Origin of the sequence: Dyadobacter sp. CY345 (assembly GCF_021502725.1) — a bacterium.
Taxonomy (GTDB): Bacteria; Bacteroidota; Bacteroidia; order Cytophagales; family Spirosomataceae; genus Dyadobacter.
On record NZ_JAKFFS010000001.1, the window covers coordinates 335,521 to 360,696 of the forward strand.

The following is a 25,176-nucleotide window of genomic DNA, read 5'->3' on the forward strand; positions in this document are numbered from 1 at the left end:
CAATAGGTTTTGACTGTCAATAATTGTTAAAATTGAAGTAAATTTTGTCGTATATTTGTGTACATAAAAAAGTACACAAATGCGTGTTATAACAGCCAGAGAGTTTCGCGAGAAGCAAAAAGATTATCTAAATTTAGCCGAAACTGAAAGGGTTATTATTCATCGAGGCAAAAAAAGAAAATCTGTCCTTCTTATCCCAATCGACGAGGGGACGGAAACAGACATTTTTTTCTCTGACCCTAATATCCTAAATTCTATCAAGGAAGGAATTGAGGATGTCAAAGCGGGAAAGGTTACTACGATCCGTGACCTTAAAAATATATGGGCAGATATTCTATAATTGTGTCTGACAACGCAAAGAAAGATTTAACACTACTTCATAGGTCTGGAAACAAATCACTTGTAAGCCGTATAGAAAGAATATTTGAGGAGCTTGGAGAAAATCCTTTCGAAGGAATCGGAAAACCTGAACAGCTCAAACATAATCTCAACGGATTTTGGTCAAGGAGGCTTGATAAAAAACATAGGTTGGTTTACCAGATTAATAACGAGTCCATAACGGTCATTATCATTGCCGCAAAGGGTCACTATTCAGATAAATAGTCTAAGACTCTTCCACCACTAAAGTAATACCTTCCGTCCGCTGGATTACTACCTTACTTCCAGCTTCAATTGCGTGATGATCAGCGGAAGTTGCACTCCATTCTGCTCCCCGATAGTAAATTTTACCCGAGCCATTTGAAGGTATATCTCTGATAACCATAGCGGTTTCTCCAACAAATTCAGTGTATTCCTGATGTTTACCTCGCCGGGTTTCCATCAGATTTTTTGCATGTCTTCGGAAAATGATAAGTGTCAGTATTGAGATCAGCGAAAAAGCAATAATTTGGTATTCAAGAGTGGGCAACAAGCCAATGGCTGCCAGAAGGGCAGTTATTAAGCCCCCAACTGCGAAAAATACAAAAACCAATGCAACACTTACCAGCTCTGCAACCAGCATCAGCAGTCCGATAATCATCCATATTTGTGGCAACGATAAATCCATAATTATTTCTTTGGTTCGGAAGATTTAACAATAGCCATGGCAGAGGCAACCATTGAGCCCATGTCGGCCAGGTTAGCGGGAAGGATTAAAGTGTTCCCAGCCTTTGCCAGCTTTCCAAATTGTTCAACAAAATTATCTGCCACTTTCAGTTGCACGGCTTCCATGCCACCCTCGTTCTGAATAGCCGCGGCAACCAGCCGGATACTTTCAGCCGTAGCCTCTGCGACCGATCTTAAAGCAGCAGCCTCACCCTCAGCTTCATTGATCTGACGGAGACGCACGCCCTCGGATTCAAGAACTGCTTTCTGTTTCTGACCTTCCGCCACATTAATTGCAGCTTGTTTTTCACCATCAGACTGTAAAATCACCGACCGGCGTTCACGTTCAGCCTGCATTTGTTTTTCCATCGCGATCAATACACTTTGCGGAGGTGTTATATTTTTTATTTCATAACGCAGCACTTTTACACCCCAGCCAATCGCAGCATCATCAATGGACTGAACTACTGCGCGGTTAATGATCATTCGTTCTTCAAAAGTTTTGTCCAGATCAAGTTTACCAATCTCACTACGCATGGTCGTTTGCGCCAATTGAATTACTGCAAAGGTATAATCAGCAATGCCGTAAGCTGCTTTTTTAGGATCAATCACCTGAATGAAGATTACACCATCCATCCGGACCTGCACGTTATCACGGGTGATACAGATTTGTTCCGGAATATCTATTGCAGATTCTTTAAGCGTGTATTTGTAGGCAATGCGATCGAAGAAGGGGATAATGAAATTTATACCAGGTTGTAAAACCCCATAAAACTTGCCAAGTCGTTCCAATATATAAGCAGTCTGCTGAGGCACAACTTTGACCGTCATCAGAATGGTGAGTATTACAAGAACCAACAACACTAACAAAGGAGTCATAAAGGGTTTGATTTTGGTGTAGTACGAAAATAACCCTGTACGTGCGAGATTCCTAAAGATGTATTACCAACGAACAATTAATAAGTCCGTCGGTAATTTTACCTGATGGATGGCACTTCCTAATCTCTTAAAATTTCTTTTGAAATGACCATTTTCTGGATCTCGCTAGTTCCCTCCCCAATCGTACAAAGTTTACTATCGCGGTAAAATTTTTCTACGGGGTAATCTTTAACAAAACCATATCCCCCAAATATCTGAACAGCTTCATTTGCAACTCTGACGGCTGTCTCTGATGAATGGTATTTTGCAACAGAACTTGCCAGCGTCACCTTTTCCCCGCGGTCTTTCATCGATGCGGCATGATAAGTCAATAATGATGATGCCTGGATATCCGTGTACATATCGGCCAATTTAAAAGCGATCGCCTGGAAATCGGAAATAGATTTTCCAAATTGTTTCCGTTCTTTTGAATATGCCAATGCGGCTTCGTATGCTCCAATCGCCGTTCCTACACCGAGAGCCGCGATGGAAATTCTGCCGCCATCCAACACTTTTAAAGATTGAATAAAGCCTTCACCGACATCACCGATCCTAAAACTGTCAGGGATATGGCAGTCCTGAAAAATCAATTCAACAGTTTCAGAAGCCCGCATGCCGAGTTTATTTTCTTTTCGGCCAGCCGTAAACCCAGGAGTTCCTTGTGGTATAATAAATGCGGTTGCGCCATGTTTATCACCTGGCTCACCCGTTCTGGCAATCAGCACAGTTACATCTCCGCTTTTACCATTGGTGATAAAATTTTTCGATCCGTTTATTTTCCATCCGTCTCCATCGATAATGGCGACAGTTTGCATGTTACCTGCGTCAGAACCTGTATTGTGTTCGGTCAGGCCCCATGCGCCTAGCCATTCGCCGGACGCTAATCGGGGTAAATATTCTTTCTTTTGCTCGTCACTGCCGAACATTAAAATATGATTTGTACAGAGAGAATTATGAGCCGCCATGGACAGACCGATAGAAGGATCAACCTTTGAAAGTTCAATGATTGCGGTAACATATTCATCATAACCCAGCCCGGCGCCTCCTAATTCTTCCGGTACCAACATACCCATCAAACCAAGTTCTCCTAGTTTACGAAAGACATCTTTTGGAAAGAATTGCTCTTCATCCCATAAGCTGATATTAGGTTTGATCTCCCGGGCAGCAAAGTCCCGAACAGATTGTTCGATCATTAAGCGGGTATCAGATATTGAATTTTCGACCGGTTGTGTGTTCATGATAGTATTTTGTTGATGAAAGATTTGTTTTGTTCAATTATAAGATGAAATGAACATATTTAATTTACCGATTAAAAACAAATGATCCTAATAAGAGGAGGGATTCATTTAAAAAAATTACTTTTGTTACTGTTGGGGTCCGCCCAGCTTAATAAAGTGCAATTTTCAATTGCTGAAATCTTTTTCATCGCAGCTATATTATTATTAAATTTTTATGAAAATAGCAGTAGTAGGAACCGGTTATGTAGGTTTGGTAACAGGGACTTGTTTTGCCGAAACAGGGAATCAGGTATTTTGTGTGGATATCGACGCTAAGAAAGTTGAGCGTATGTTGAACGGTGATATTCCAATTTACGAGCCAGGACTGGATGTACTTTTTGACCGTAACGTAGCAGAAGGCCGCTTACAATTTACAACAAATCTTGCCGAAGGTATTAAGGATGCAGAAGTTATCTTTTTGGCACTTCCGACACCTCCGGGCGAAGACGGGTCTGCTGATTTGAAATACATCCTGAAAGTGGCTGATGATCTGGGTCACATATTAGAAAAATACGCCGTTATTATTGATAAAAGTACTGTTCCGGTTGGGACTGCTGAGAAAGTACATGCTGCCATTGCTAAAAATGCAAAAGTTGAATTTGATGTAGTTTCAAATCCAGAATTTTTACGTGAAGGTGTTGCCGTTGAAGATTTCATGAAGCCTGATCGCGTTGTGGTTGGAACGACTTCTGAAAAAGCCAAAAAGGTAATGGAAAAACTTTATGCGCCATTGGTGCGTCAGGGGAATCCGGTTATTTTTATGGACGAGCGTTCTGCGGAAATGACTAAATATGCTGCCAACTCTTTCCTTGCCATGAAAATTACTTTCATGAACGAGATCGCAAACCTTTGCGAAAAAGTGGGTGCCAATGTTGATGATATTCGTCGTGGTATAGGAACAGACAGCCGTATTGGCAAGCGTTTCCTATTTGCCGGTATCGGTTATGGTGGAAGCTGTTTCCCGAAAGATGTACAGGCTTTGGCAAAAACGTCGGCAGATTACGACTACGATTTCAGAATTTTGAAGTCTGTTATGGAAGTAAATTACGATCAGAAGAAAAAACTTTTACCGATGGTAAATAATTTCTTTGATAACGATTTAAAAGGAAAAACGATCGCAGTTTGGGGCTTGGCTTTCAAACCTTATACAGATGATATTCGCGAGGCTCCGGCTTTGGAAAATATAGAAGCTTTGCTTGAAGCGGGCGCAATTGTTACCGTTTATGATCCGGAAGCTATGGAAAATGTAAAGGGTGTTCTGGGTGATAAAGTTACTTTCTGTCACACACCTTATGCAGCTTTGGATGATGCAGATGCATTGATGATCTTCACAGAATGGCCGCAGTTCCGTACGCCTGAATTTGAGAAGATGGGAAAATTGTTGAAAAACAAAGTAATTTTCGACGGACGTAACCTTTATGAGCTAAGCACAATGCGCGAAATGGGTTATACTTATTTCAGCATTGGTAGAGAAAAAGTATCATAATTTAAGATTTCGAGATAGAGATTCCGTGAATTAGGTTATGTTTGATACATAAATTGATTCAGGAATCTCAATTTTTTAATATCTCAAATCTCGCAGTATAATCTCAAAATCTAATAATATAATTCATGAAGCGTGTATTAATAACCGGAGCGGCAGGTTTTTTGGGGTCGCATCTTTGTGAGCGATTCTTAAAGGAAGGCATGTATGTTATCGCGATGGACAACCTGATCACAGGTGACTTGCGTAATATTGAGCATCTGATGCCTAATCCTAATTTCGAGTTTAATCATCACGATGTTACAAAATACGTGCATATTCCAGGAGAACTGGATTATATCATGCACTTTGCTTCGCCAGCCAGCCCGATCGATTATTTGAAAATTCCTATCCAGACTTTGAAAGTTGGTGCGATGGGAACTCATAATTTGTTAGGACTTGCTCTCGCTAAAAAAGCACGTTTTATCATCGCTTCTACTTCTGAGGTTTACGGTGACCCGTTGGTTCATCCGCAGACAGAAGAGTATTGGGGACACGTTAACCCGATCGGACCGAGAGGTTGTTATGATGAAGCAAAACGTTACCAGGAAGCGATCACGATGGCTTACCACCGTTATCACGAGGTGGAAACGCGTATCGTTCGTATCTTCAATACTTACGGACCTAGAATGCGATTGAACGACGGACGTGTGTTGCCGGCATTCATCGGACAGGCGTTACGTGGAGAGGATATTACAATCTTTGGAGACGGTTCTCAGACACGGGCATTCTGTTATGTAGATGATCTAGTTGAAGGTATCTACCGCCTGCTTTTGAGCGACTATACTTTGCCAGTGAATATTGGAAATCCTTCGGAAATTACAATTAAAGAGTTTGCAGAGGAAATTATTGCATTAACCGGAACTGATCAAAAAGTAGTTTATAAAGATCTTCCACAAGACGATCCGAAACAACGACAGCCGGATATTACCAAAGCAAGAGAAATTCTTGGATGGGAGCCAAAAGTGTCCCGTGAAGAAGGTTTGAGAATTACTTATGATTATTTCCGCAGCCTGCCGAAAGAAAGATTATATGAAGAATCAAACCACAGAGGTTTCGAAACTTTTAAGAAGGAAGAGTAGGTTTTTGGCTGTCGGCCATCAGTAATCGGCTCTCGGCTAGACGCAGTTAAATAGTTTTATCAGTAATAACAAAAAATCCTGCAGATACTTCTACGGGATTTTTTGTTGTCAAGTTGAAAGCCGACCGCCGAAAGCCGATAGCCAAAATTAGACTTCCATAATCTCCTTTTCCTTGGCAGCCAGTATTTGTTCAACTTTTGATACAAAACTATTTGTAAGCTGCTGAACACGGTCTTCACTTACTTTCACCAAATCCTCGGCCACACCTTCTTTTGTCAATTTCCGAAGCGAATTATTTGCATCCTGACGAATGTTACGGATGTTGATCTTTGCCGTTTCAACCTCGTTTTTCGCGCGTTTTGCAAGCTCACGGCGGCGTTCTTCGTTAAGAGGCGGAACAGAGATGCGGATCATTTCACCATCGTTAGAAGGCGCAAATCCCAGATTCCCGTTACGGATTGCTTTTTCAATATCGTTAATCGTTTTCTTCTCAAAGGGTCTGATCGCGATGGTTCTTGCATCCGGCGTATTGATCGTTGCCACGTTTGACAAAGGTGTCATTGAACCGTAGTATTCGATCTGGAGGCCATCCAGCATTTGAGGAGATGCTTTTCCGGCACGTATTTTTCCTAATTCAATAATTAAGTGCTTGATAGCACCTTCCATTGTGTCCTTGGCGTCTTCCAGATATAATTCTATTTCTTCCATGATTACTTGATGGTATTATTTCTATTAATTTGATATCAAAGTCCCAACTTGCTCACCCATAACAAGATCGTAAAGGTTGCCTGGTTTGTTCATATCAAAAACGATGATCGGGACATTGTTTTCTTTACAAAGCGTAAATGCGGTAAGGTCCATGATTTTAAGATTTTTTGACAAAGCTTCGTCAAAGCTAAGTTGGGTATACTTTGTCGCCAGGGGATCTTTTTCAGGGTCGGCTGTGTAAACCCCATCAACGCGTGTTCCTTTTAAAACAACCTCTGATTCTGATTCAATCGCGCGAAGTCCGGCTGTTGTATCTGTTGTGAAATAGGGATTACCTGTTCCTGCTCCGAAAATTACGATACGTCCTTTTTCAAGGTGACGGACTGCACGGCGACGAATAAGCGGTTCGCAAACCTGCTCCATTTTTATTGCTGACATCAATCTCGTACGCATACCATGTTTTTCAAGAGAACTCTGGATAGCCATTCCGTTGATTACAGTGGCTAACATGCCCATATGGTCGCCTTGAACTCTATCAATACCAGATTTTTCTACTGACGCCCCACGGAAAATATTTCCCCCTCCAATTACGATTGCGATTTGCACACCTGCATCTGCAATTCTTTTGATTTCACTTGAATAGCTATCAAGGATGTTGAAGTCGATAACCTGTGTTTTATCTCCACCGTTGAGCGCTTCTCCGCTAAGTTTGAGAAGGATACGTTTGTATTTTGGTTCGGGCATGATATGTTTGTTGGTGTTTTTTTCTGTAAAAATAAGCGTAGGCGATTCAGATTACCAAGGATTTTATTGAAACTCTATCAATACCTGGTTTTTTTCAACAATTTCCCCTGGAATGATCTTTAAAGTTTTCACAACGCCGTCACCGGAAGACTTGATAATATTCTCCATTTTCATCGCTACCAAAACCAGTAAGGTTTCGCCTTTTCGTACTTCCTGGCCAGGCTCCACAGCAATAGACTGGATAAGTCCGGGCATTGGTGCTCTGAGGTTGTTTATTTTTTTGACGGCCGTAGCCTGCATACCTAGTCCTTCAAGCAGCAGATCAAACTGATCTTTGACAGAGGTTTCGTAAGGCTGCCCGTTGATCAGGAGTTTAAAAGTTTTTTCAGCAACATTTGATTCTACAACTTCAACGTTGAAAGAGCGGTTTTTCCAGATTACGTGATATAAATTTTCGGTAATCCTGACCACATCGCCGTCAAAGATATTATCGCCGATTATCAATTGATCTGCTTTTTGTTTTATTTCAAAAGAGACCCGGTCTGAGACCCTGTCATCATTGGTTTTGCCGCCTACTTTAACTTTTAGCATACTACTTCGCTGAATTCATGAACAACTTCATTTAGTATCTGATCAAGTTCTTCGAAAGTCATACCTTGAACCAGCCGCATGCGAAAGGGTTTAAAATGTTCAAGTCCTTTAAAATAGTTGGTATAGTGCCGTCTCATCTCGAACACGCCTGCAATCGGGCCTTTCCAGCGGATTGAAAATTCTAAATGTCGGCGGCAAACGGCAACGCGCTCCGAAAGGGTAGGAGGGGCAAGTTTCTCTCCGGTTTTAACAAAATGTTTTATTTCGTTAAAAATCCAAGGATTCCCGATTGTCGCTCTTCCGATCATAATTCCATCTACGCCAAAACGGTTTTTATATTCAACCGCTTTTTCCGGAGTATCGACATCGCCGTTTCCAAATATAGGAATGGTGATTCTGGGATTGTCTTTGATTTTAGCAATTAATGTCCAGTCGGCTTCGCCCTTATACATTTGCACACGCGTTCTCCCGTGCACAGAAAGGGCCTGAATGCCAATGTCCTGTAACCTTTCAGCCACTTCCTGAACATTTTTAGTACTCTCATCCCAACCCAGACGGGTTTTTACAGTAACTGGCAAATGTGTTGATTTTACAACCGCATCCGTCATCCGAACCATTTTCGGGATATCTTGCAGCAAAGCAGCTCCCGCACCACGACAGGCAACCTGTTTTACAGGACAACCATAATTTATATCAATCAGATCGGGATTGACTCTCGATGCGATTTCTGAACAGGAGCCCATCGTTTCTACATCACTGCCAAAAAGCTGGATTCCGACTGGTCTTTCATATTCGAAAATATCCAGTTTCTGAACACTTTTAGCTGCATCCCGGATCAATCCCTCGGACGAGACAAATTCGGTATACATCAGATCCGCGCCATTTTCCTTGCAAACAGCCCGAAATGGCGGATCGCTTACGTCCTCCATCGGAGCAAGCAGAAGCGGGAAATCGCCAAGTTCTATTTTGCCTATTTTTACCATTTATTATGGGCCAAGTTTCGATTGGGAACAGATTTTTAAACGTCGTTATTAAACGATTCTTATCTCTCAACAGTCACTCGTTATTTTTAAATTCATAATTAGCTGTAAATTTACACCAATTATGCTTAAAAGTTATTCAAATTTGGTACATACACGAGTGCCCGGTACGTTGGGAGGTTTATTGGTGTTGATTGGTTTCGTGCTTATTGGGATGGCAGTCGGGAATGTACTGGCAATTCTGATCCTTGCTTTGATAACTGGTTCTGATGCTGGAAGTATTACCGGACTGTTAACGACGCTGTTTGCGGAGCCGGAAAATGTTCCGAATGGATGGATCTCGATGATGGTTTTGCAGGGAACTGTTCACTTCTTCTCCTACCTTTTTCCTTCGCTTCTGTATTGGTTTTATATGGAACGAAAAGATCTCGAAGATTTTAATTTCAGACGAAAGCCGGCGCCGACCGTATGGTTTCTGGCGGCAGTCGTCGTTCTGGCTTTTATACCCATCAACAGCCAGTTCATAGAATGGAATTCCAATATGGTTTTTCCCGAATCGTGGTCGGGGCTGGAACAATGGATGCGGGAAAAGGAAGATCAGAATGCGATGCTCACGCAATTTATGACCAACTATCAGGAAATCTGGCAGCTGATTGTTGCCCTCACTGTCGTTGTACTTCTACCTGCTTTGGGTGAAGAGGTGTTGTTTCGTGGGATTATACAACGTAAACTTGCACAGCATTGGGCTAATGTTCATATTGCAATCTGGGTTTCGGCTGCGATTTTCAGTGCCATTCACTTTCAGTTTTACGGGTTTTTGCCACGTATGATACTGGGGGCGCTATTTGGCTATTTATATTATTGGTCAGGACGGCTTTCAGTGGCGATTTTAGCACATTTTGTAAACAACGGATTTGTTCTGGTTATGATGTTTTTATATAACATCAAAGTTTTGGATACCAATATTGAAGAAGTTAAGGTAATGCCGATGACGGCGATTTTAGCTTCTATTGTCCTGACAACTGCTATTCTATTCGAAATCAGAAAATCGGGATCCAAAGAAAAATCTTTGGTTTAAATTTATCACAATTAATCAATACACAGGCGAAGGCATAGAACTTGCAGGGAATAACTTTATGGACGAAAATTGGGGAAAGGTATATACTACCAGACAGATGATCCGGGCGGAAATTGCCAGAGAAATATTGGAGCAAAACGGAATTGCTGCTGTCATTGTCAACAAGCAGGATAGCAGTTATCCGATTTTTGGAGCATGCGAGGTACATGTTCCCATGACAGATTTTGTTCAGGCTCAAACCATCTTAGCGAATGAAGACTCCCTTACAGAATCTGAGTAATCTACAACAGCGGACAATCACCGGGCTCATTGGATTTGTAATAATTCTTGGCTGTATCCTTTACAGTGAGTGGAGTTTTTTATTGTTGTTTTGTACAATCAGTTCGCTGACCCAGCTTGAATTTTACAAGTTATTAGGTCTCGACGGAAACCAGCCTTTGACATATTATGGTACCTTCTGTGGCACAGTTATGATGTTATTGGCGTACCTTATTGAACAGGACCTAGTTTCGTTTGAAAATTATTTCATTATCAGTCCTTTACTGTCGATGATCTTTTTTATTAAACTTTACAAAAAGAATGATCTGAAACCCTTTACAAATATTGGTTTTACTTTTTTAGGGATAATTTACGTTGCGCTGCCTTTTTCATTAATCATAGTAATGGCCATGCGTGGCGGTGTTTACAATTATGAGATTGTATTGGGTAGTTTGCTTTTACTTTGGGCCTCAGACATCGGTGGTTATTTTGCCGGTACTAAATTTGGGAAAAGGAAACTGTTTGAGCGAATTTCTCCCAAAAAATCATGGGAAGGCGCTATGGGAAGCGCGGCATTTGCGGCGGTAATCGCATTTGTCCTGGGGCATTATTTCCGTACCTTCGAACCATGGAAGTGGTATTGTATCGGTGCCATTATTGTCGTGGTTGGTACCTACGGCGACCTGGTCGAATCGCTTTTTAAGCGGAGTATCGCTATTAAAGATTCTGGAAACAGTATTCCCGGGCATGGTGGATTTTTGGACCGTTTCGACGGATTGTTGCTATCAGCGCCTTTTATCGTAACGTTTTTAAAATTGTTTTCCTAAGTCTGAGATAAATCTGAATTGAAGCAATGCTTTCTGTTTTCATACGTTTTTGACTTGGGGGTACGCTTTTTTACAGATTTAGTTGTACGGAATTTTATAAATATTTTGAAGTTGATTTAATCAATACTAACCCTTTGCAGCATTTTAATTTTAGAGTTTAGTGCTGACTAACGATTTGAAAGAATGAAGAAAAGATTTTTAATATATTTTGCGATCCTGGCAAGCGTGCTCTTTGGACAAGAACTTTATGCGCAGGGAGAGCAAAAAGCGATCATTTTTAATGGTACCGTAGTAGGGAGTAAGAGTACAGAAAGATTGCCCGGTGCTTATATTTTTATCCCTAAGGCTGGAAAAGGTACTTTGGCGGATGGTAGAGGCGATTTTACGATTCCTGTATTCCCCGGTGATAGTATAGTATATAGTTACGTAGGTTATAAGAAGCAGTATCATGTAATTCCGAGAAATTATAATGCGGATACGTACTCTGCCATCGTGGCCATGCGTGAGGATGTGACAATGCTTTCAGAAGTTAAAATTTATCCCTACGCAACTGAAGAAGATTTCAAGAAAGCCTTTTTAGCACTTAAACTTCCTGATCAGGCAGATCGTGATGCCTTGGCCCGAAGTACCGATCCAGACTATATCAATCGTATGGCGGCTCAGGTTCCTAATAATGCACAAACGAATTATCGTTATACGATGGATCAGCAGCTTTTTGGCCGTGAATCAGCCGCTGGAAAAGGGTTTGCAACTACATTTCCATTCCTGAATCCATTTGCCTGGGCGAATTTTATCAAGTCGGTTAAAAATGGTGATTTAAAACAAAAAGATTGGCGTAAGGAATTGAACAATGCGCCCCGGGAAAGTATTACCCGTCAGGATATTTTGAAGAAAAATGAAGAATTTGAAAACCCGAAGAAGGAAGAGAAATAATTCTGAAATTTGTTAAAAAAATCTTAAAATCCATCCTTGGCAGGGCTGGATTTTTTTGTTATCGGTTTTTCGAATATAGATTGATTAAGTTTGAAGAAAAGTCCTGTCTACCGAAAATCAGATTATAACCAGCAAACAGAAAAAATGAAAAACTGGGTCTTAAAATATTTCTTCATTTTAATCTGTGTTGTGGCTGCGCACAATCTGTACGCGCAGGGAGAGCAAAAAGCTATTGTTTTTACAGGTGTTGTGGTAGGAGAAAAAACGACGGTCCGCTTGCCGGGAGCTTATATATTTATTCCCAAAGCCGGAACAGGCAGGTTAGCCGGAAATGACGGTTCGTTTACGATCAATGTATTTCCCGGCGATAGTATTGTGTATAGTTATGTTGGCTATAAAAAACAATATCAGGTAATTCCAAGAAGCTACAACGCGGGGACTTACTCCGCCATTATTTCTTTGCACGAAGATGTAATGATGCTTTCTGAAGTTAAAATCTATCCTTATTCATCAGAAGAAGATTTTAAAAGAGCACTTTTAGCCATGAAATTGCCAGATCAGGCAGACCGGGATGCGCTGGCAAAAAGTACCGATGCTGAATATATTAAAAAGATGGCAGCACAGGTTCCTAATAATGCGCAGACTAATTACCGTAATACGATGGATCAGCAGCTGTTTGGACGGGAGTCGGCTGCTGGAAAAAACTTTGCGCCGACCTTTCAATTCCTGAATCCTTTTGCCTGGGCAAAATTTATTAAGTCAGTCAAAAACGGTGATTTAAAACCAAAAGAATGGCGAAAAGAACTGAATGATTCTCCGATGGAAAGCATCAACAAACAGGATGTGTTCAAAAATGATGCGTTCGGAAAACCTTAAAGTTAGGGTCTATTTAAATTGATTCAATTCCATAATTTTACCGTCAAAAGCGGCATAAGCCTGATGCGCTTGCTTAGTCACCCACTCCCCTAAATTAATATATCTGCTCCCCTCGTTTACAGTAAGATCCAGCATCAGATGGCGGTGCCCGAAAATGTAATAATCATGATGTTGCTCTTTTTCCACTTCTTTGCAATACACGAGCAACCATTCGTAATCCTCGCCCATAAACTTTTCCTCACCCTTATTAATATTCGCGATTCTGCTTCGTTTTGACCATTCGTTGGCAATCCAGATACCTACATCCGGATGAACGAACCTAAATACGCCCTGGAAAAATTTATTCTCAAATATTCGTTTCAGGATTTTGTACACATGGTCGCCGGGCCCCAAACCATCGCCATGTCCAACCAGAACTGATTTTTTGTTCCCATAATAATCAGTGATTTCAAAATTGACAGGATTACGGTAGATTGTTGCACCAATTTCATCTTTCAGATACCCAAACATCCACATATCATGGTTACCGGTGAAAAGAATCAACTCAATGCCGCGATCTGATAATTGTGCAAGTTTTCCCAAAAGTCTGGTAAAACCTTTTGGAACCACATGCCCGTATTCAAACCAAAAATCGAAAATGTCGCCAACGAGGAAGATGATCTGAGCATCGTGTTCGATAGATTCAAGCCATTTTACAATTAATCTTTCCCGGTCTCTGCTCTTTTCGACAGAAGGAACGCCAAGGTGGAAATCTGACGAAAAATAGATACGATGGCCCTCGCGTAAGGAGACAGATTTGGTTTCGAAATTGAAATTCATGCGACGTTTAAAAATGCGCTGCAATTTACAATCTTCCGCGTAAATGGCACGACAGATCACTTGGGAATATGGATATACCGATAACTCATTTCGTCTAGAATTAAACAGAGATATTTTGTAATTTTCAAAGTAAAGATTTGCGCCTCAATTTTAAACTGTTGAATATCATGTATAAAAAAATATCAATTTTGGTTGTTTTGACTTGTTGTGCATTGATATCAAAATCACAGATTCGTATCAACCAGCCTTCAAGAGTAGTTGAAAGACAAGCCGAGAACCGTGCAAACCGGAAAGTAGATCAGGCAGTCGACAAAGGATTTGATAAAGTTGAAGAAGGAATTGGAAGTCTATTTAAGAAAAAGGATAAAAAGGCAAATGAGGAGACAAATTCTAAAAAAGTGGAGTCTGCTGATAAAACAAAAACCAGCGATGCTGACAATACCCCGTCGGAATCCAATAGTAACACGTCAGTTACCTCAGGAAAACCTACACTAATATCATACAGTAAATTCGATTTTATTCCAGGAGAAAAAGTGGTTGCAGTGGAAGATTTTTCGCAGGATGCAATTGGTGATTTTCCTGCAAAGTGGAATACCAATTCGTCAGGAGAAGTTGTGACAATTGCCGGGACAGAAGGAAAATGGTTGATGCTTGGTCCTGAGGGTGTATTTTATCCCGAATTTGTAAAGCAGTTGCCTGAAAATTTTACACTGGAATTTAACCTTGCAACCACTTCCGAGTTTAGTTTTTATTCAGGATCGCTTCGAACCGTCATTGCTGAACTGGCTGATCCTGCTAAAACTTTTTCGAACTGGAAATGGTATGATGGAAACAAAGCAAAAGGTCTAGAATTGGGCCTTCATCCGAGTGGGGCGGGCGGTAACCAGGGTTCTGCTTCGTTTGATATTTTTGAAAATCAGGCGGAATCCATCATGAAAAATGACAAAAATATTCCTGCGTTTCGTATTCCTGATCACAATGTTGTAAAGGTTTCCATCTGGCGTCAGAAAACAAGGTTACGTTTATATGTTGATGATTTCAAAGTTTGGGATCTGCCAAGAGCATTCAATCCTGCGACGAATTACAACTTTATTGCTTTCAGTAATCAGGGATATCACAGGGAAGAAGACCGGTTTTACATTTCAAATTTAAGACTGGCAGTTGGAGCGCCAGATACACGAAGCAAACTGATTACCGAAGGGAAATTTTCAACAACCGGGATATTGTTTGATGTAAATTCAGCAACGATCAAGCCGGAATCTTTCGGGGTGCTAAAAGATATTTCAAACGTATTGACTGAAAATTCTGCCGTCAAAGTAAAAATTATAGGTCATACTGACGCAGATGGTGATGACGTTGCCAATTTGTCTTTATCTCAAAAACGCTCGGAATCTGTAAAAGAGGCACTATCGAAAGATTTCGGAATTGATAAATCACGTTTGGAAACAGACGGAAAAGGCGAAAGCCAGCCTGCTACTCCAAATACAACGCCGGAAGGGAAGGCTAATAACCGCCGTGTGGAGTTTGTCAAATTGTAAAGGGATTATGTTTTTCGGCAGTCTCTTTTTAGATTGCAGGCATTAATAATAATTGTTATGCTTAGAAAAATATCCTTATATCTGATTTTTGCTTTTTTGTGCACGGGAAGTCTTGCAATGGCACAAGCGCCTAAAAAACCGGCATTGTCCAGGGCTTCACAATGGAAACCGGAAAAAGGCCAGTACTATTTTACGCACGCCTTGACCTATTCTTACAAGAATAAGGCGGAAAAGAAAGAAGGTGAAGTTGTGATTTACATTGATCCGGTAACCGGGACCATGTGTTTTAAAAAAGAAAACAGTTATGGCGAAACCGGTAAAAACTTCGATTTTATTATCGCTTTCCAGGATGGGAAATACATTTATTGTGGAAGTGATGAAGCCGGGAAGAAGATGAAGATCGTTGAAAAAGTGGAGGAAGTCAAGCCAGATGCAGAGACGGTTACCCAGCAAAAGGAAGATTTCAATACGTATTGTCTGCCGACAGGAAATAAGAGAAAAGATTTCGGCTGGGAGAGCACAGAATATGAATTGTCTTATGCCAGGTCGGAAGAAAAAGATAAACTGTGGCTGACGACAACGCCGTTTGGAATTTATCCTTTATATGGTTTTGAACTGATCGAAAACATTGCCAGCTTACCAGTATCATTCGACTTTACCCACATTTTTGGAGCTCGTCAGTTACTGACTGAAATGAATTCAAAAGATGTTGAGCTCAAACTGAAAAGTTATGAGCCTAATCCTTTTCTGGCAGTTACCCGCGGTTATCCGGAGGTAAAAGTAGGGGATTAGGCTCATTGAAGACTATTGTACCGCCTCTCTTTCCGCCATTACTTCGGAAAGGGGGCGTAAATTTGCAGGGATTTCAACTTCTTCCTCTTCTGCCTGATAGGGGAATACATCAAGAATTGGTGTCAGATTTATGTCTGTTGTTTCGTAAGGGATAAGCATTGTGCGCAAACTTTCTGTAATACGCTGCAACGCCTGATCAATTCCATCTGCGTTGACCAGCATATAATTCACCACCTTTTTCTCTTTTCCACTTTTTTCGTCTACTGAAAAGTAAACCACTTTGGCTTTAAACCACTTTTCTCCGTCTTCATAAGAAAACAAATCTGCCAGACGCATTTTCGAAATAGCCATTACGCTGAAATCACTGGCGCCGGTAACGATCTGTTTGTAAAGCCTGGCTTCCGATTCTGTGTAGGATACCGCATCGACCAGATATGTTTCATTTATTGTTTTAAGACTTCCTGCTTCGTCTTCCTTTTGGTAACGTATTTTGCCTAAATACCAGCTTGCCATTGTAGTCTGTTTTGAATAAAAGTAGTTGTAAAAGTTTGCAAAGGTATGCGCTTGAACCAAGGCATGCAACAAGATTTTTCTCAAAAGTATAATGGGTTGGTGCTGGTATGGTTGCGATTGGTTCTGCGTTTGAGTTGTGTTTTTTATCCGTCCGACGGTAGAAAAAACCGTCGGACGGAGCCGCCGGTCTGATGGCTTTTTCGCCATCTGACGGGTAAGGAAGGTTTCAAGATTTATTAGCTTGTCAGCAGTTTATCAGTCGAAAATCCCTGAATAAGCATTTAATCAAAAAAGTCGTAACAAAAGAATAATGCAGCGCAGGTATGCGCGTTGTAGTTGCTACTGTTTATCTTGCAAGAAAAATTTTAAACACACAATGAAAAAACAAATTTGGGTTATCGCGATTTTGGCTACGGTTGGACTGTTCACGAGCTGTGGTGTAAGTCGTCAGGTTTCTGAGGCGAAAGCTTTTGGAGATTGTAAATACAAAATTGCGTCTGCGGATAGCGTATATCTTGCTGGAATCGACGTTCGTGAATTTAAAAATATTAAAAGTATGGGCGATTTGGATATGGCCCGCTACCCACGACTTGGACTTGCACTTTTGCGGAAAGATGTGCCGCTTGATCTGCGTGTCAATCTGGATATCAATAATCCGACCCGCAAAAAAGCTGCTATTAATCAGATGGAGTACAAAGTTTTGCTTACGGACACAGAAATTTTTAACGGATTTTTAAATCAGAAAATTGAAGTTTATCCGGGTTCAGGAAGTACTCGCGTGCCGGTGAAGTTAAGCGCCAATGTTTATAAGTTGTTGACGAATGATGCAACCAGAGACGAATTTATCAATATGATTTTAGCATTATCAGGCAAATCAGGATCCAAACCGACAAAACTTACTTTGAAAGTAAAACCAACTTTGGACCTGGCCGGAAAACAAATCAATTATCCAGGTTACATAACTTTTGACCAGGATGTTACAAGTGATATGATTTTGGGCATCAATAAAGAAAAATAACAGGCATGCAAATTCTCACTTACAACCTTAACGGAATTCGGGCGGCCTTGAAAAATGGCTTGTTGGAATGGCTGAAAGACAAATCGTTTGATATACTTTGTTTTCAGGAAGTGAAGGCTACGCCTGACGTTGTTGACCTTTCAGGATTCACTGCGTTGGGTTACGAGCTGATTGGTTGGCATGCTGCTGAGAAAAAAGGATATAGTGGTGTCGCAATATTTTCCAAAATCAAACCGGATCTGGTATCTGTTGGTCTAAACTTACCGGTTTATGATAATGAAGGAAGAATTATCCGCGCGGATTTCGGGAACATTACTTTGCTTAACTGTTATTTTCCATCAGGAACCAGCGGAGAAATTCGTCAGGGCGTAAAAATGAGTTTTCTTGAAGATTTTAATAATTGGGTTGATATGCTACGTATTGCCAGACCCAATCTGATAATCTGCGGCGACTATAATATTGCGCATACAGAAAATGACATTCATGATCCGAAGGGAAATAAAAAATCGTCAGGTTTCTTGCCGGAAGAAAGAGAATGGATGACGAAATGGTTTGGCAGCGGATACACTGATGCATTCAGATTCAAAAATCCGGATCTGAAAGAATATTCCTGGTGGACGTATCGCTCAGGAGCACGAGCCAATAACAAAGGCTGGCGCATCGACTATATTTCCGTCGCGGACACACTCAAAGACAGGATCGTCGGGAGCCGGCAGTTTAATGATGCTGTGCATTCAGATCATTGTCCGGTTTGGCTGGAAATTGAATAAGATAAGAGAAATGGATATTTCAACGCCGTTTATTCTCAAAATGGGAAGTTTGATGGATGAAGACAAGTTCTTCACGTTCTGCCAAATTAATGACGCGTTGGAATTAGAGAGAAATTCTGAGGGAGATATTGTTTTTCTCCTTTCCGGGGTTCTTATTTTGGTTGGTTAAATGCTGATATAAGTGCAAAGTTAGCAGCGTAAAATAATCGAACCAGAAAAGGGATTCTTTTCGGATCGTCAACGGGTTTTACGTTACCGAATAAATCTGTGCGCTCTCCCGACATTTCCTGGATTCAAAACGAAAGATGGCAAGCGCTTAATAACGATGAAAAGGAGGTGTTTGCACCAATTTGTCCAGACTTTATTCTAGAAATTCTTTCATTGCCAGAGGAGGCTGCTTATGTTCACGAAAAGATGAAAGAGTATATCGAATGTGGTGCTCAGTTGGGATGGCTGATTGATTATATAAATTCATCGGTTTATATTTATAATTCAGACGGAGGTGTCACTTTTATAGATTCTCTCAAAGTAAAACTATCAGGCGACCCAGTACTGCCGGGTTTTGTACTCGACCTTGAATCGCTTATCAATTAAAATTTGGACAGATATTGTTCGTAATTATCAGAAAATTTGTTTCGTTACTTCCTCATTTACAAACCGTTCGGAATGCTTTCACAGTTTAGTCGTGAAGGCGAACATGCCACATTAGCCGATCTGGATTTTATTTTTCCAAAAGATATTTATCCGGTTGGGCGTCTGGATGCTGACAGTGAAGGTCTGCTTTTACTGACCAATGATAATTACCTCAAAACAAAATTGCTTGAACCAAGAAATCGCCACAAACGGACTTATTATGTTCAGGTGGAAGGTGAGATAACAGAAAATGCTTGTTTAGAATTAGCAGACGGAGTAAAAATTTCGATCAATGGGAAGTCTTATCTGACTTTGCCTGCATCCGCTTCACCCGTTGATGAACCAACTTTGCCTGAGCGTAATCCACCCATTCGTTTTAGAAAGAACATTCCAACTTCCTGGGTATCCATTACGCTGCATGAAGGTAAAAATCGTCAGGTTCGCCGGATGACGGCTGCTGTCGGATTTCCAACTTTACGTCTAGTCCGCTGGGCAATCGGGAAAATTTCATTAGCAGATTTTGAAGGTGGAGGAGCTAAACCAGGGGACGTATGGGAAGTTACGGAAAAGGAAGTCCGGGCCCTCACACTTTGAGCTGAAAACTTACTTGATAAAACAACTATCGGGACTTGCCAAACCGGATAGAAGGGTTAATTTTGTAGTTATCCTGTTTTCAAAATCATTATTAGTTGGCAAAGGAACAAAAAGAAACTCCGCTTAACAAACAGTATAATCAGATAAAAGCCAAGTATCCCGGCGCATTACTTCTGTTTCGGGTTGGCGATTTTTACGAAACATTCGGAGAAGATGCAATTCGTGCATCCAAAATTCTTGGCATCGTATTGACGCGCCGAAATAACGGTGGAGCGCATGAAGAACTTGCTGGTTTTCCACATCATTCGTTAGATAATTATCTTCCAAAACTGGTTCGGGCTGGAGAGCGTGTTGCCATTTGCGACCAGCTTGAAGATCCTTCAACAGCTAAGGGAATTGTAAAACGCGGCGTTACCGAATTGGTTACGCCTGGTGTTTCCATGAATGATAATGTACTGGATACACGCAGAAATAATTATCTGGCTGCCGTTCATGTGGGTTCTGACGATTCGTATGGAATTGCTTTCCTGGATATTTCCACCGGAGAATTTATGACTGCACAAGGCAATGCTGCCTATGTGGACAAAATGCTGCAAGGTTTTACGCCGTCTGAGGTTTTGTTTTGTAAGAAACATAAACAGGAATTTAACCAGCTTTTCGGTGGTAAATTTCATACTTTCCAACTGGAAGACTGGTGTTTTGGATATGATTACGGCTATGAACAGCTAACCACGCATTTCAATACAACGACCTTGAAAGGTTATGGTATTGAAAACCTGACACTCGGTATCATTGCAGCCGGCGTAATTCTTCACTATTTAAAAGAAACAGAGCATAAGGAAGTAAGCCATATTAGCCGTGTGACCAGGCTGGAAGAGGAAAAATATGTCTGGCTTGATCGTTTCACAGTCAGGAATCTTGAACTTGTTTTTCCGCAGCAGGAAGGCGGCGTTCCGTTGATTCAGATTCTGGATCAGACGGTTACACCAATGGGGGCGAGGTTGCTAAGGCGTTGGGTTGTTTTACCATTAAAAGAAAAATTGCCAATCGATGAGCGACTTGATACGGTTGAGTTTTTTCTTCAAAACGACGAATTGCATGAGTCTATAACACAGCATCTCAAACAGATCGGAGATCTGGAACGATTGATTTCAAAGGTGGCGGTTCGGCGGATTAGTCCTCGCGAGATGGTTCAGCTGAAAAAATCATTGAAACAAATTGGTCCGATCAAAGAAATATTGGGTAAAATTGCTTCGACCCATACCAGTTATGCCGTGTTGAGCAAGTATGCAGATCAGCTAAATCTTTGCACGTTTTTGATTGATAAAATTGAAAAGGAGTTGAGAGAAGATGCGCCGCTGCTGATCAACCAGGGTGGAATGATTAAAAGTGGTATTGATGCTGAACTGGATGAATTACACGCAATTTCCCGTGAAGGAAAAGGTTTCCTTTTGAAACTTCAAAATGAGGAAATGGAGCGTACTGGAATTCCGTCTTTGAAAATCGCGTATAACCGGGTTTTTGGCTATTATCTCGAAGTTACCAATTCACATAAAAATAAAGTTCCCGAAGAATGGATACGCAAGCAGACGCTTGTTAACTGTGAACGTTATATCACGCCGGAATTAAAGGAATATGAAGAGAAAATTCTTAACGCTGAGGACAAAATTTCAGCCATTGAATTTCGGATTTTCTCAGCTTTGATTTTAACTGCTGCTGAATATGTTGGCACAATTCAGCAAAATGCTATCGTCATTTCCTCCCTTGATGCACTTGGCTCTTTCGCTTCAATTGCGAAGAAGAATAATTATGTAAAACCGGTTATTAATGACGAAAAAATCCTGGAAATAAAAGACGGCCGTCATGCGGTAATCGAACAGCAATTGCCTTTGGGTGAGAGTTACGTCCCAAATGATGTGTATCTGGATAATGAAACGCAGCAGATTATTATCATTACTGGCCCTAACATGGCAGGTAAATCGGCCTTGCTTCGTCAAACTGCTTTAATCGTTCTGATGGCGCAAATGGGCTGTTATGTTCCTGCGAAAGCGGCAACGATCGGCATTGTTGACAAAATATTCACGAGGGTAGGAGCCAGCGATAACCTGAGCCGTGGAGAAAGTACATTCATGGTCGAAATGACGGAAACAGCTAGTATCCTGAATAATTTAAGTGACCGGAGTCTTGTACTTATGGACGAGATTGGTAGGGGTACGAGCACTTATGACGGCGTTTCCATAGCCTGGGCAATTACGGAATATTTGCATAACCAGCCTTTGGTAAAACCTAAAACACTTTTTGCAACACATTATCACGAATTAAATCAGCTCGCTGACGATTTTCCGCGCATCAAAAACTTCAATGTTGCCGTAAAGGAAGTTGATAACAAAGTGATTTTTCTTCGCAAGTTAAAACCCGGAGGCAGCGCACATAGTTTTGGTATCCATGTGGCACAGATTGCCGGAATGCCTCAGCCGATAGTGTTACGCGCAAGTGAGATTATGCATCACCTTGAAAAAGATCATGTAGCCGAAAAGCACACCAAAAAGATCAAGGAGATGCCAAAAAATAATTTCCAGTTAAGCATTTTTGAACCGACAGATCCAAGGCTCGAACAACTAAAAGAAAGCTTGTCTCTGATCGATGTGAATACGTTATCACCGATTGAAGCGCTTCTGAAATTAAATGAGTTTCAGAAAATGATTCAGAAAAAATAGTACAGGCGGCGTAAGCTGCGACCTTTTTATTTAATAAACTCCTAATCTTTTTTATGAAAAATTTGACGCGTTATCAATTGATGGCCATGATGTTCCTGCTCTATTTTATATGGGGCTCGTGGTATGGCCAGATGAGTAAGTACATGTTTAATGAGTTGGGTGCGACGGGCGTACAAGTGGGTGGAGCATATGCCGCTTTTTCAATTGCGATGATCATTGCCCCATTTTTTGTCGGCATGATTGCGGATCGTTATTTCGCTGCACAGAAAGTTCTCGGTATTTTAAGCCTGGCGGGTGCAGCGTTATTGTACGTGATTACAGGAATTAAGGACGCAGATACATTTTTTTGGGTGATTTTGGCATATTGTGTCACATTTGCTCCAACGATGGCTTTGACAACTTCAATCGCCATGCAACATGTTCAGGATACTGAAAAAGATTTCCCAACCATTCGTGTTATGGGAACGGTTGCCTGGATCGTTGTTTCAAATATTATCGGATATTACGGGTTTGGAGACAGCGTTATGATTTTCAAAATCTCGATGGTGGCTTCGGCAGTGCTTGGTGTTTATTCTTTTTTCCTTCCAAACACGCCTCCAAAACCGAACACAAGCACGTCATTTTCTGATATTTTAGGCCTTGATGCTTTCAAACTTTTCAAGGACCGTTCTTTCGCCATTTTCTTTGTTTCTTCTTTGTTGATCTGTATTCCATTGTCATTTTATTATGCCATGGCAAACCCGTCTTTGACTGATTCAGGTATGACAAATGTTGAAAACAAAATGTCGCTCGGACAGGCTTCGGAAGTAGTTTTCATGTTGCTTATTCCCCTGGCTTTCCGCAAGTTTGGTGTTAAATGGATGTTGGTCGTTGGACTAATTGCCTGGATCGTCCGTTTCATCGGATTTGGTTATGGTGACGCGAGCAGTGAATGGTTACTTTACATGGCCATTATTCTTCATGGTGTTTGTTATGACTTTTTCTTCGTAACTGGTCAGATTTATACGGATAGCAAAGCAGGGGAAAAATATCGTTCGTCGGCTCAGGGACTTATTACCATCGCGACTTATGGTATTGGTATGGGCATTGGTTCATGGATCGCGGGTATTGTCGCAGATACTTACACGGTAAATGGTGTTAAAGACTGGACAAGCATCTGGATGGTTCCGGCAGGTATTGCTGCAGTGGTTCTCGTTTTATTTGTCTTGTTCTTTAAGGATAATAAGGTGAAGGCTGAGAGTTGATTTCAGGTTTTACGCAAAGCAGAAAAGTTTAAAAAGTGAAGGTCGCAAAGTTTTATTTGCGGCCTTTTTGTCTGTTCCGAATTGATTGCTCTAATTTAATTTGTAGTTTTTACAACAAAAAAGTCATCAAGTTGGAAACCTGATGACTTTTTTCGATTATTTATATTTTTCGTCAATTTTAAATCAACAATTTCTTACCAATCGTCTCTGTCTCTCGAATCACCTCTTTTCGATCCGCCACCTTTTTTATAGTCTCCGTCTCTTCCGCCACGCCCGTAGTCAGATTTTGGTTTTCCACCATATCCGCCGCTTCCTCCTCCGTAACCACCACCGCTGTTTCCACCACCGCTATAACCTCCACCGGCTGGCTTGTTTCTTCCGAAATTTGCACTTCTGTCACTTCCACTTGTGCTGCCGCCGCCGCTGCTTCCACTTCCACCACTACTTGGTCTTGGCTGATCTCCCGGGGTTCTTTCTTTTTTCTGCGATTCGTTAACTACTAATGGTCTGCCGTACATTTCGACCCCATTCAACTCACTTATGGCTAGTTTAGCCTGTTCCTCATCAGGCATTTCTACAAACCCAAACCCCTTGCTTTGACGTGTAATTTTGTCAATAATAATTTTTGCGGAGCTTACTTCACCAAATTTCTCAAAAGCTTCACGCAACTCGCTTTCTTTTAACTTAAAAGAAAGACTCCCAACAAAAATGTCCATAGAAATGCCTGTTTTTTTAATTTTGTTTTGTTCTGTTAAATATATTTATTTTAACTGATATGCTACTACACTATTTTTGAAAAATGTTGGGACATAGACAATCTTTTTAACCAAATCGTATCCAATATCTGCTGTATTGCTGGTTTGAGGTCTTGTATCAAGAATCAATTCTTTCGATCCTTCTTTAACATAATAGACTGCACCAGCCCAGCAAGACACGATGTATTCTCCCGGTTTTACCTGTTCAATGCCGTCCGTACTTTTTTCCAGTCCGTCAACTATGGTTGTTGGTTTTTTGTTAGCGTCCAGTCTGATCAGCGCGCCGCTATCCAAAATCAGCAAGTCTGAACCAACTGCAAGCAAACCATTCGGACGGGTCAGTGTTTCATAGTAAGTAGAAACAACTCCGTCTTTCAACAAATGCACTTTATGCAGATCTGAATCTGACACGTAAATATTTCCTTTGGAATCAATTGTCAGATCATTCAGGAATTTTGATCCTTCTACCGGATATTTTTTTAAGATTTTACCAGTTTTAAAATCAATTTCGACGATGTCAGTCACGTCGGCCACATAAAATTTTGAACCGAGTTTGCCCATCCCTTTGGGCGCATGCAGACCTGTCACCCAATTCAAATTGACTATTTTTCCATCAAGTCCAACTTTTCCAATCGCACCTTTGCCATCTTTCTCACCAGCTTTTCCATCAATTTGAGCCACATACAACATTTTGTCACTGGCACTATAAAATACAGATTCTGGAACCGGAATTGTTGCTTCCGTTGCCCAGATTTCTGTTAACGAGCTTTGCCCCTGAGTAGCCAATGCGGTGGCAGATAATACTGCTGCGAATAGAATGTTCTTGGTTTTCATATACTTTTGCAGAATTTGCTTTTTATTTAAATTAAGGATTGATACCAGTATATCATAAAATTGTTATACCAA

29 protein-coding genes are annotated in these 25,176 nt (G+C 41.0%); 18 read left to right on the top strand and 11 right to left on the bottom strand.

Translation table 11 applies throughout. The annotated features are described in order from the left end of the window. Positions 1 to 79 precede the first annotated feature (79 nt). Positions 80 to 340 carry a hypothetical protein gene (locus L0657_RS01530; RefSeq protein ID WP_235148636.1) on the top strand — a complete coding sequence of 87 codons (261 nt, stop codon included), beginning with the start codon at positions 80 to 82 and terminating at the stop codon, positions 338 to 340. Further along, the gene (locus L0657_RS01535) at positions 322 to 603 is read left to right on the top strand and encodes a Txe/YoeB family addiction module toxin (protein WP_235148637.1); all 282 of its coding nucleotides are present in this window, start codon (positions 322 to 324) and stop codon (positions 601 to 603) included. The genes L0657_RS01530 and L0657_RS01535 overlap by 19 nt, the downstream gene beginning before the upstream one ends. A 1-nt stretch (position 604) precedes the next feature. On the opposite strand, the gene L0657_RS01540 is transcribed toward L0657_RS01535, so the two are convergent. The 3 genes from L0657_RS01540 to L0657_RS01550 form a co-directional block, all read right to left on the bottom strand. After that, a complete protein-coding gene (locus L0657_RS01540; RefSeq protein ID WP_235148638.1) occupies positions 605 to 1,045 on the bottom strand; it encodes an NfeD family protein in 441 nt (146 codons plus the stop codon). 2 nt (positions 1,046 to 1,047) lie between these two features. Further along, a complete protein-coding gene (locus tag L0657_RS01545) occupies positions 1,048 to 1,962 on the bottom strand; it encodes an SPFH domain-containing protein (protein ID WP_235148639.1) in 915 nt (304 codons plus the stop codon). A 119-nt stretch (positions 1,963 to 2,081) separates the two neighbouring features. Further along, the gene (locus L0657_RS01550; RefSeq protein ID WP_235148640.1) at positions 2,082 to 3,239 is read right to left on the bottom strand and encodes an acyl-CoA dehydrogenase family protein; all 1,158 of its coding nucleotides are present in this window, start codon (positions 3,237 to 3,239) and stop codon (positions 2,082 to 2,084) included. A gap of 214 nt (positions 3,240 to 3,453) precedes the next feature. Here L0657_RS01550 and L0657_RS01555 point away from each other — a divergent pair, with 214 nt between their 5' ends. Next, positions 3,454 to 4,764, top strand: a complete 1,311-nt coding sequence (locus tag L0657_RS01555) for a UDP-glucose/GDP-mannose dehydrogenase family protein (protein WP_235148641.1) — start codon at positions 3,454 to 3,456, stop codon at positions 4,762 to 4,764. Between the two features lie 125 nt (positions 4,765 to 4,889). Next, on the top strand, positions 4,890 to 5,882 hold the full coding sequence (locus L0657_RS01560) for a UDP-glucuronic acid decarboxylase family protein (protein WP_235148642.1): 993 nt from the start codon (positions 4,890 to 4,892) through the stop codon (positions 5,880 to 5,882). Between the two features lie 147 nt (positions 5,883 to 6,029). Here the strand turns inward: L0657_RS01560 and frr are convergent, their stop codons facing one another. From frr to dusB, 4 genes are all read right to left on the bottom strand, one after another. Beyond that, positions 6,030 to 6,590, bottom strand: a complete 561-nt coding sequence (frr, locus tag L0657_RS01565; protein ID WP_235148643.1) for a ribosome recycling factor — start codon at positions 6,588 to 6,590, stop codon at positions 6,030 to 6,032. A 24-nt stretch (positions 6,591 to 6,614) separates the two neighbouring features. Beyond that, a complete protein-coding gene (gene pyrH, locus L0657_RS01570; protein WP_235148644.1) occupies positions 6,615 to 7,334 on the bottom strand; it encodes a UMP kinase in 720 nt (239 codons plus the stop codon). Positions 7,335 to 7,397: 63 nt separating this feature from the next. After that, positions 7,398 to 7,925, bottom strand: coding sequence for a biotin/lipoyl-containing protein (locus tag L0657_RS01575; RefSeq protein WP_235148645.1), 528 nt, complete (start codon positions 7,923 to 7,925; stop codon positions 7,398 to 7,400). Beyond that, the gene (dusB, locus tag L0657_RS01580) at positions 7,919 to 8,908 is read right to left on the bottom strand and encodes a tRNA dihydrouridine synthase DusB (RefSeq protein WP_235148646.1); all 990 of its coding nucleotides are present in this window, start codon (positions 8,906 to 8,908) and stop codon (positions 7,919 to 7,921) included. Before dusB ends, L0657_RS01575 begins: the two co-directional genes overlap by 7 nt. 121 nt (positions 8,909 to 9,029) lie before the next feature. On the opposite strand from dusB, the gene L0657_RS01585 reads away from it, so the two are divergent. The 5 genes from L0657_RS01585 to L0657_RS01605 all read left to right on the top strand — a co-directional run bounded on the left by L0657_RS01585 (position 9,030) and on the right by L0657_RS01605 (position 12,877). After that, on the top strand, positions 9,030 to 9,983 hold the full coding sequence (locus L0657_RS01585; RefSeq protein WP_235148647.1) for a CPBP family intramembrane glutamic endopeptidase: 954 nt from the start codon (positions 9,030 to 9,032) through the stop codon (positions 9,981 to 9,983). Positions 9,984 to 10,041: 58 nt separating this feature from the next. Next, positions 10,042 to 10,263 carry a DUF2007 domain-containing protein gene (locus L0657_RS01590; RefSeq protein WP_235148648.1) on the top strand — a complete coding sequence of 74 codons (222 nt, stop codon included), beginning with the start codon at positions 10,042 to 10,044 and terminating at the stop codon, positions 10,261 to 10,263. After that, on the top strand, positions 10,235 to 11,068 hold the full coding sequence (locus tag L0657_RS01595) for a phosphatidate cytidylyltransferase (protein ID WP_090339491.1): 834 nt from the start codon (positions 10,235 to 10,237) through the stop codon (positions 11,066 to 11,068). Before L0657_RS01590 ends, L0657_RS01595 begins: the two co-directional genes overlap by 29 nt. Positions 11,069 to 11,251: 183 nt before the next feature. Beyond that, positions 11,252 to 12,001 (top strand): carboxypeptidase-like regulatory domain-containing protein, encoded by a 750-nt coding sequence (locus tag L0657_RS01600; RefSeq protein ID WP_235148649.1) that lies wholly within the window; start codon positions 11,252 to 11,254, stop codon positions 11,999 to 12,001. A 144-nt stretch (positions 12,002 to 12,145) separates the two neighbouring features. Then, positions 12,146 to 12,877, top strand: coding sequence for a carboxypeptidase-like regulatory domain-containing protein (locus L0657_RS01605; protein ID WP_235148650.1), 732 nt, complete (start codon positions 12,146 to 12,148; stop codon positions 12,875 to 12,877). Between the two features lie 9 nt (positions 12,878 to 12,886). Here L0657_RS01605 and L0657_RS01610 read toward each other — a convergent pair whose 3' ends face one another. Further along, entirely contained in the window at positions 12,887 to 13,696 is an 810-nt protein-coding gene (locus L0657_RS01610; RefSeq protein ID WP_235148651.1) for a UDP-2,3-diacylglucosamine diphosphatase, read from the bottom strand. Positions 13,697 to 13,863: 167 nt separating this feature from the next. Here L0657_RS01610 and L0657_RS01615 point away from each other — a divergent pair, with 167 nt between their 5' ends. Next, positions 13,864 to 15,234: an OmpA family protein gene (locus L0657_RS01615; protein ID WP_235148652.1), complete on the top strand. Its 1,371-nt coding sequence runs from the start codon at positions 13,864 to 13,866 to the stop codon at positions 15,232 to 15,234. 57 nt (positions 15,235 to 15,291) lie between these two features. Next, positions 15,292 to 16,026 carry a hypothetical protein gene (locus L0657_RS01620; RefSeq protein ID WP_235148653.1) on the top strand — a complete coding sequence of 245 codons (735 nt, stop codon included), beginning with the start codon at positions 15,292 to 15,294 and terminating at the stop codon, positions 16,024 to 16,026. Between the two features lie 12 nt (positions 16,027 to 16,038). On the opposite strand, the gene L0657_RS01625 is transcribed toward L0657_RS01620, so the two are convergent. Then, on the bottom strand, positions 16,039 to 16,539 hold the full coding sequence (locus L0657_RS01625) for a DUF4494 domain-containing protein (RefSeq protein WP_235150412.1): 501 nt from the start codon (positions 16,537 to 16,539) through the stop codon (positions 16,039 to 16,041). A 376-nt stretch (positions 16,540 to 16,915) separates the two neighbouring features. On the opposite strand from L0657_RS01625, the gene L0657_RS01630 reads away from it, so the two are divergent. From L0657_RS01630 to L0657_RS01660, 7 genes are all read left to right on the top strand, one after another. Then, complete coding sequence (locus tag L0657_RS01630; RefSeq protein ID WP_235148654.1) at positions 16,916 to 17,557, top strand: hypothetical protein; 642 nt, start codon at positions 16,916 to 16,918, stop codon at positions 17,555 to 17,557. 5 nt (positions 17,558 to 17,562) lie between these two features. Next, positions 17,563 to 18,327 carry an exodeoxyribonuclease III gene (locus L0657_RS01635; protein ID WP_235148655.1) on the top strand — a complete coding sequence of 255 codons (765 nt, stop codon included), beginning with the start codon at positions 17,563 to 17,565 and terminating at the stop codon, positions 18,325 to 18,327. Next, positions 18,320 to 18,496, top strand: a complete 177-nt coding sequence (locus tag L0657_RS01640) for a hypothetical protein (protein WP_235148656.1) — start codon at positions 18,320 to 18,322, stop codon at positions 18,494 to 18,496. The genes L0657_RS01635 and L0657_RS01640 overlap by 8 nt, the downstream gene beginning before the upstream one ends. A gap of 53 nt (positions 18,497 to 18,549) precedes the next feature. Further along, entirely contained in the window at positions 18,550 to 18,921 is a 372-nt protein-coding gene (locus L0657_RS01645) for a Uma2 family endonuclease (RefSeq protein ID WP_310588270.1), read from the top strand. 36 nt (positions 18,922 to 18,957) lie between these two features. Continuing rightward, complete coding sequence (locus L0657_RS01650; protein ID WP_255717727.1) at positions 18,958 to 19,554, top strand: pseudouridine synthase; 597 nt, start codon at positions 18,958 to 18,960, stop codon at positions 19,552 to 19,554. A 95-nt stretch (positions 19,555 to 19,649) separates the two neighbouring features. Continuing rightward, positions 19,650 to 22,271: a DNA mismatch repair protein MutS gene (gene mutS, locus L0657_RS01655; RefSeq protein WP_235148659.1), complete on the top strand. Its 2,622-nt coding sequence runs from the start codon at positions 19,650 to 19,652 to the stop codon at positions 22,269 to 22,271. A 53-nt stretch (positions 22,272 to 22,324) separates the two neighbouring features. Further along, positions 22,325 to 23,515 (top strand): nucleoside permease, encoded by a 1,191-nt coding sequence (locus L0657_RS01660; RefSeq protein WP_235148660.1) that lies wholly within the window; start codon positions 22,325 to 22,327, stop codon positions 23,513 to 23,515. A gap of 194 nt (positions 23,516 to 23,709) precedes the next feature. Here the strand turns inward: L0657_RS01660 and L0657_RS01665 are convergent, their stop codons facing one another. Next, complete coding sequence (locus tag L0657_RS01665; protein ID WP_235148661.1) at positions 23,710 to 24,231, bottom strand: RNA-binding protein; 522 nt, start codon at positions 24,229 to 24,231, stop codon at positions 23,710 to 23,712. Between the two features lie 45 nt (positions 24,232 to 24,276). Further along, the gene (locus L0657_RS01670; RefSeq protein WP_235148662.1) at positions 24,277 to 25,104 is read right to left on the bottom strand and encodes an ATP/GTP-binding protein; all 828 of its coding nucleotides are present in this window, start codon (positions 25,102 to 25,104) and stop codon (positions 24,277 to 24,279) included. Between the last annotated feature and the right edge of the window lie 72 nt (positions 25,105 to 25,176).

Bases quoted from the DNA above. Each gene is read 5' to 3' on its own strand.
- L0657_RS01530 (WP_235148636.1), top strand. From the start codon at position 80: ATGCGTGTTATAACAGCCAGAGAGTTTCGCGAGAAGCAAAAAGATTAT.
- L0657_RS01535 (WP_235148637.1), top strand. From the start codon at position 322: ATGGGCAGATATTCTATAATTGTGTCTGACAACGCAAAGAAAGATTTA.
- L0657_RS01540 (WP_235148638.1), bottom strand. From the start codon at position 1,045: ATGGATTTATCGTTGCCACAAATATGGATGATTATCGGACTGCTGATG.
- L0657_RS01545 (WP_235148639.1), bottom strand. From the start codon at position 1,962: ATGACTCCTTTGTTAGTGTTGTTGGTTCTTGTAATACTCACCATTCTG.
- L0657_RS01550 (WP_235148640.1), bottom strand. From the start codon at position 3,239: ATGAACACACAACCGGTCGAAAATTCAATATCTGATACCCGCTTAATG.
- L0657_RS01555 (WP_235148641.1), top strand. From the start codon at position 3,454: ATGAAAATAGCAGTAGTAGGAACCGGTTATGTAGGTTTGGTAACAGGG.
- L0657_RS01560 (WP_235148642.1), top strand. From the start codon at position 4,890: ATGAAGCGTGTATTAATAACCGGAGCGGCAGGTTTTTTGGGGTCGCAT.
- frr (WP_235148643.1), bottom strand. From the start codon at position 6,590: ATGGAAGAAATAGAATTATATCTGGAAGACGCCAAGGACACAATGGAA.
- pyrH (WP_235148644.1), bottom strand. From the start codon at position 7,334: ATGCCCGAACCAAAATACAAACGTATCCTTCTCAAACTTAGCGGAGAA.
- L0657_RS01575 (WP_235148645.1), bottom strand. From the start codon at position 7,925: ATGCTAAAAGTTAAAGTAGGCGGCAAAACCAATGATGACAGGGTCTCA.
- dusB (WP_235148646.1), bottom strand. From the start codon at position 8,908: ATGGTAAAAATAGGCAAAATAGAACTTGGCGATTTCCCGCTTCTGCTT.
- L0657_RS01585 (WP_235148647.1), top strand. From the start codon at position 9,030: ATGCTTAAAAGTTATTCAAATTTGGTACATACACGAGTGCCCGGTACG.
- L0657_RS01590 (WP_235148648.1), top strand. From the start codon at position 10,042: ATGGACGAAAATTGGGGAAAGGTATATACTACCAGACAGATGATCCGG.
- L0657_RS01595 (WP_090339491.1), top strand. From the start codon at position 10,235: ATGAAGACTCCCTTACAGAATCTGAGTAATCTACAACAGCGGACAATC.
- L0657_RS01600 (WP_235148649.1), top strand. From the start codon at position 11,252: ATGAAGAAAAGATTTTTAATATATTTTGCGATCCTGGCAAGCGTGCTC.
- L0657_RS01605 (WP_235148650.1), top strand. From the start codon at position 12,146: ATGAAAAACTGGGTCTTAAAATATTTCTTCATTTTAATCTGTGTTGTG.
- L0657_RS01610 (WP_235148651.1), bottom strand. From the start codon at position 13,696: ATGAATTTCAATTTCGAAACCAAATCTGTCTCCTTACGCGAGGGCCAT.
- L0657_RS01615 (WP_235148652.1), top strand. From the start codon at position 13,864: ATGTATAAAAAAATATCAATTTTGGTTGTTTTGACTTGTTGTGCATTG.
- L0657_RS01620 (WP_235148653.1), top strand. From the start codon at position 15,292: ATGCTTAGAAAAATATCCTTATATCTGATTTTTGCTTTTTTGTGCACG.
- L0657_RS01625 (WP_235150412.1), bottom strand. From the start codon at position 16,539: ATGGCAAGCTGGTATTTAGGCAAAATACGTTACCAAAAGGAAGACGAA.
- L0657_RS01630 (WP_235148654.1), top strand. From the start codon at position 16,916: ATGAAAAAACAAATTTGGGTTATCGCGATTTTGGCTACGGTTGGACTG.
- L0657_RS01635 (WP_235148655.1), top strand. From the start codon at position 17,563: ATGCAAATTCTCACTTACAACCTTAACGGAATTCGGGCGGCCTTGAAA.
- L0657_RS01660 (WP_235148660.1), top strand. From the start codon at position 22,325: ATGAAAAATTTGACGCGTTATCAATTGATGGCCATGATGTTCCTGCTC.
- L0657_RS01665 (WP_235148661.1), bottom strand. From the start codon at position 24,231: ATGGACATTTTTGTTGGGAGTCTTTCTTTTAAGTTAAAAGAAAGCGAG.
- L0657_RS01670 (WP_235148662.1), bottom strand. From the start codon at position 25,104: ATGAAAACCAAGAACATTCTATTCGCAGCAGTATTATCTGCCACCGCA.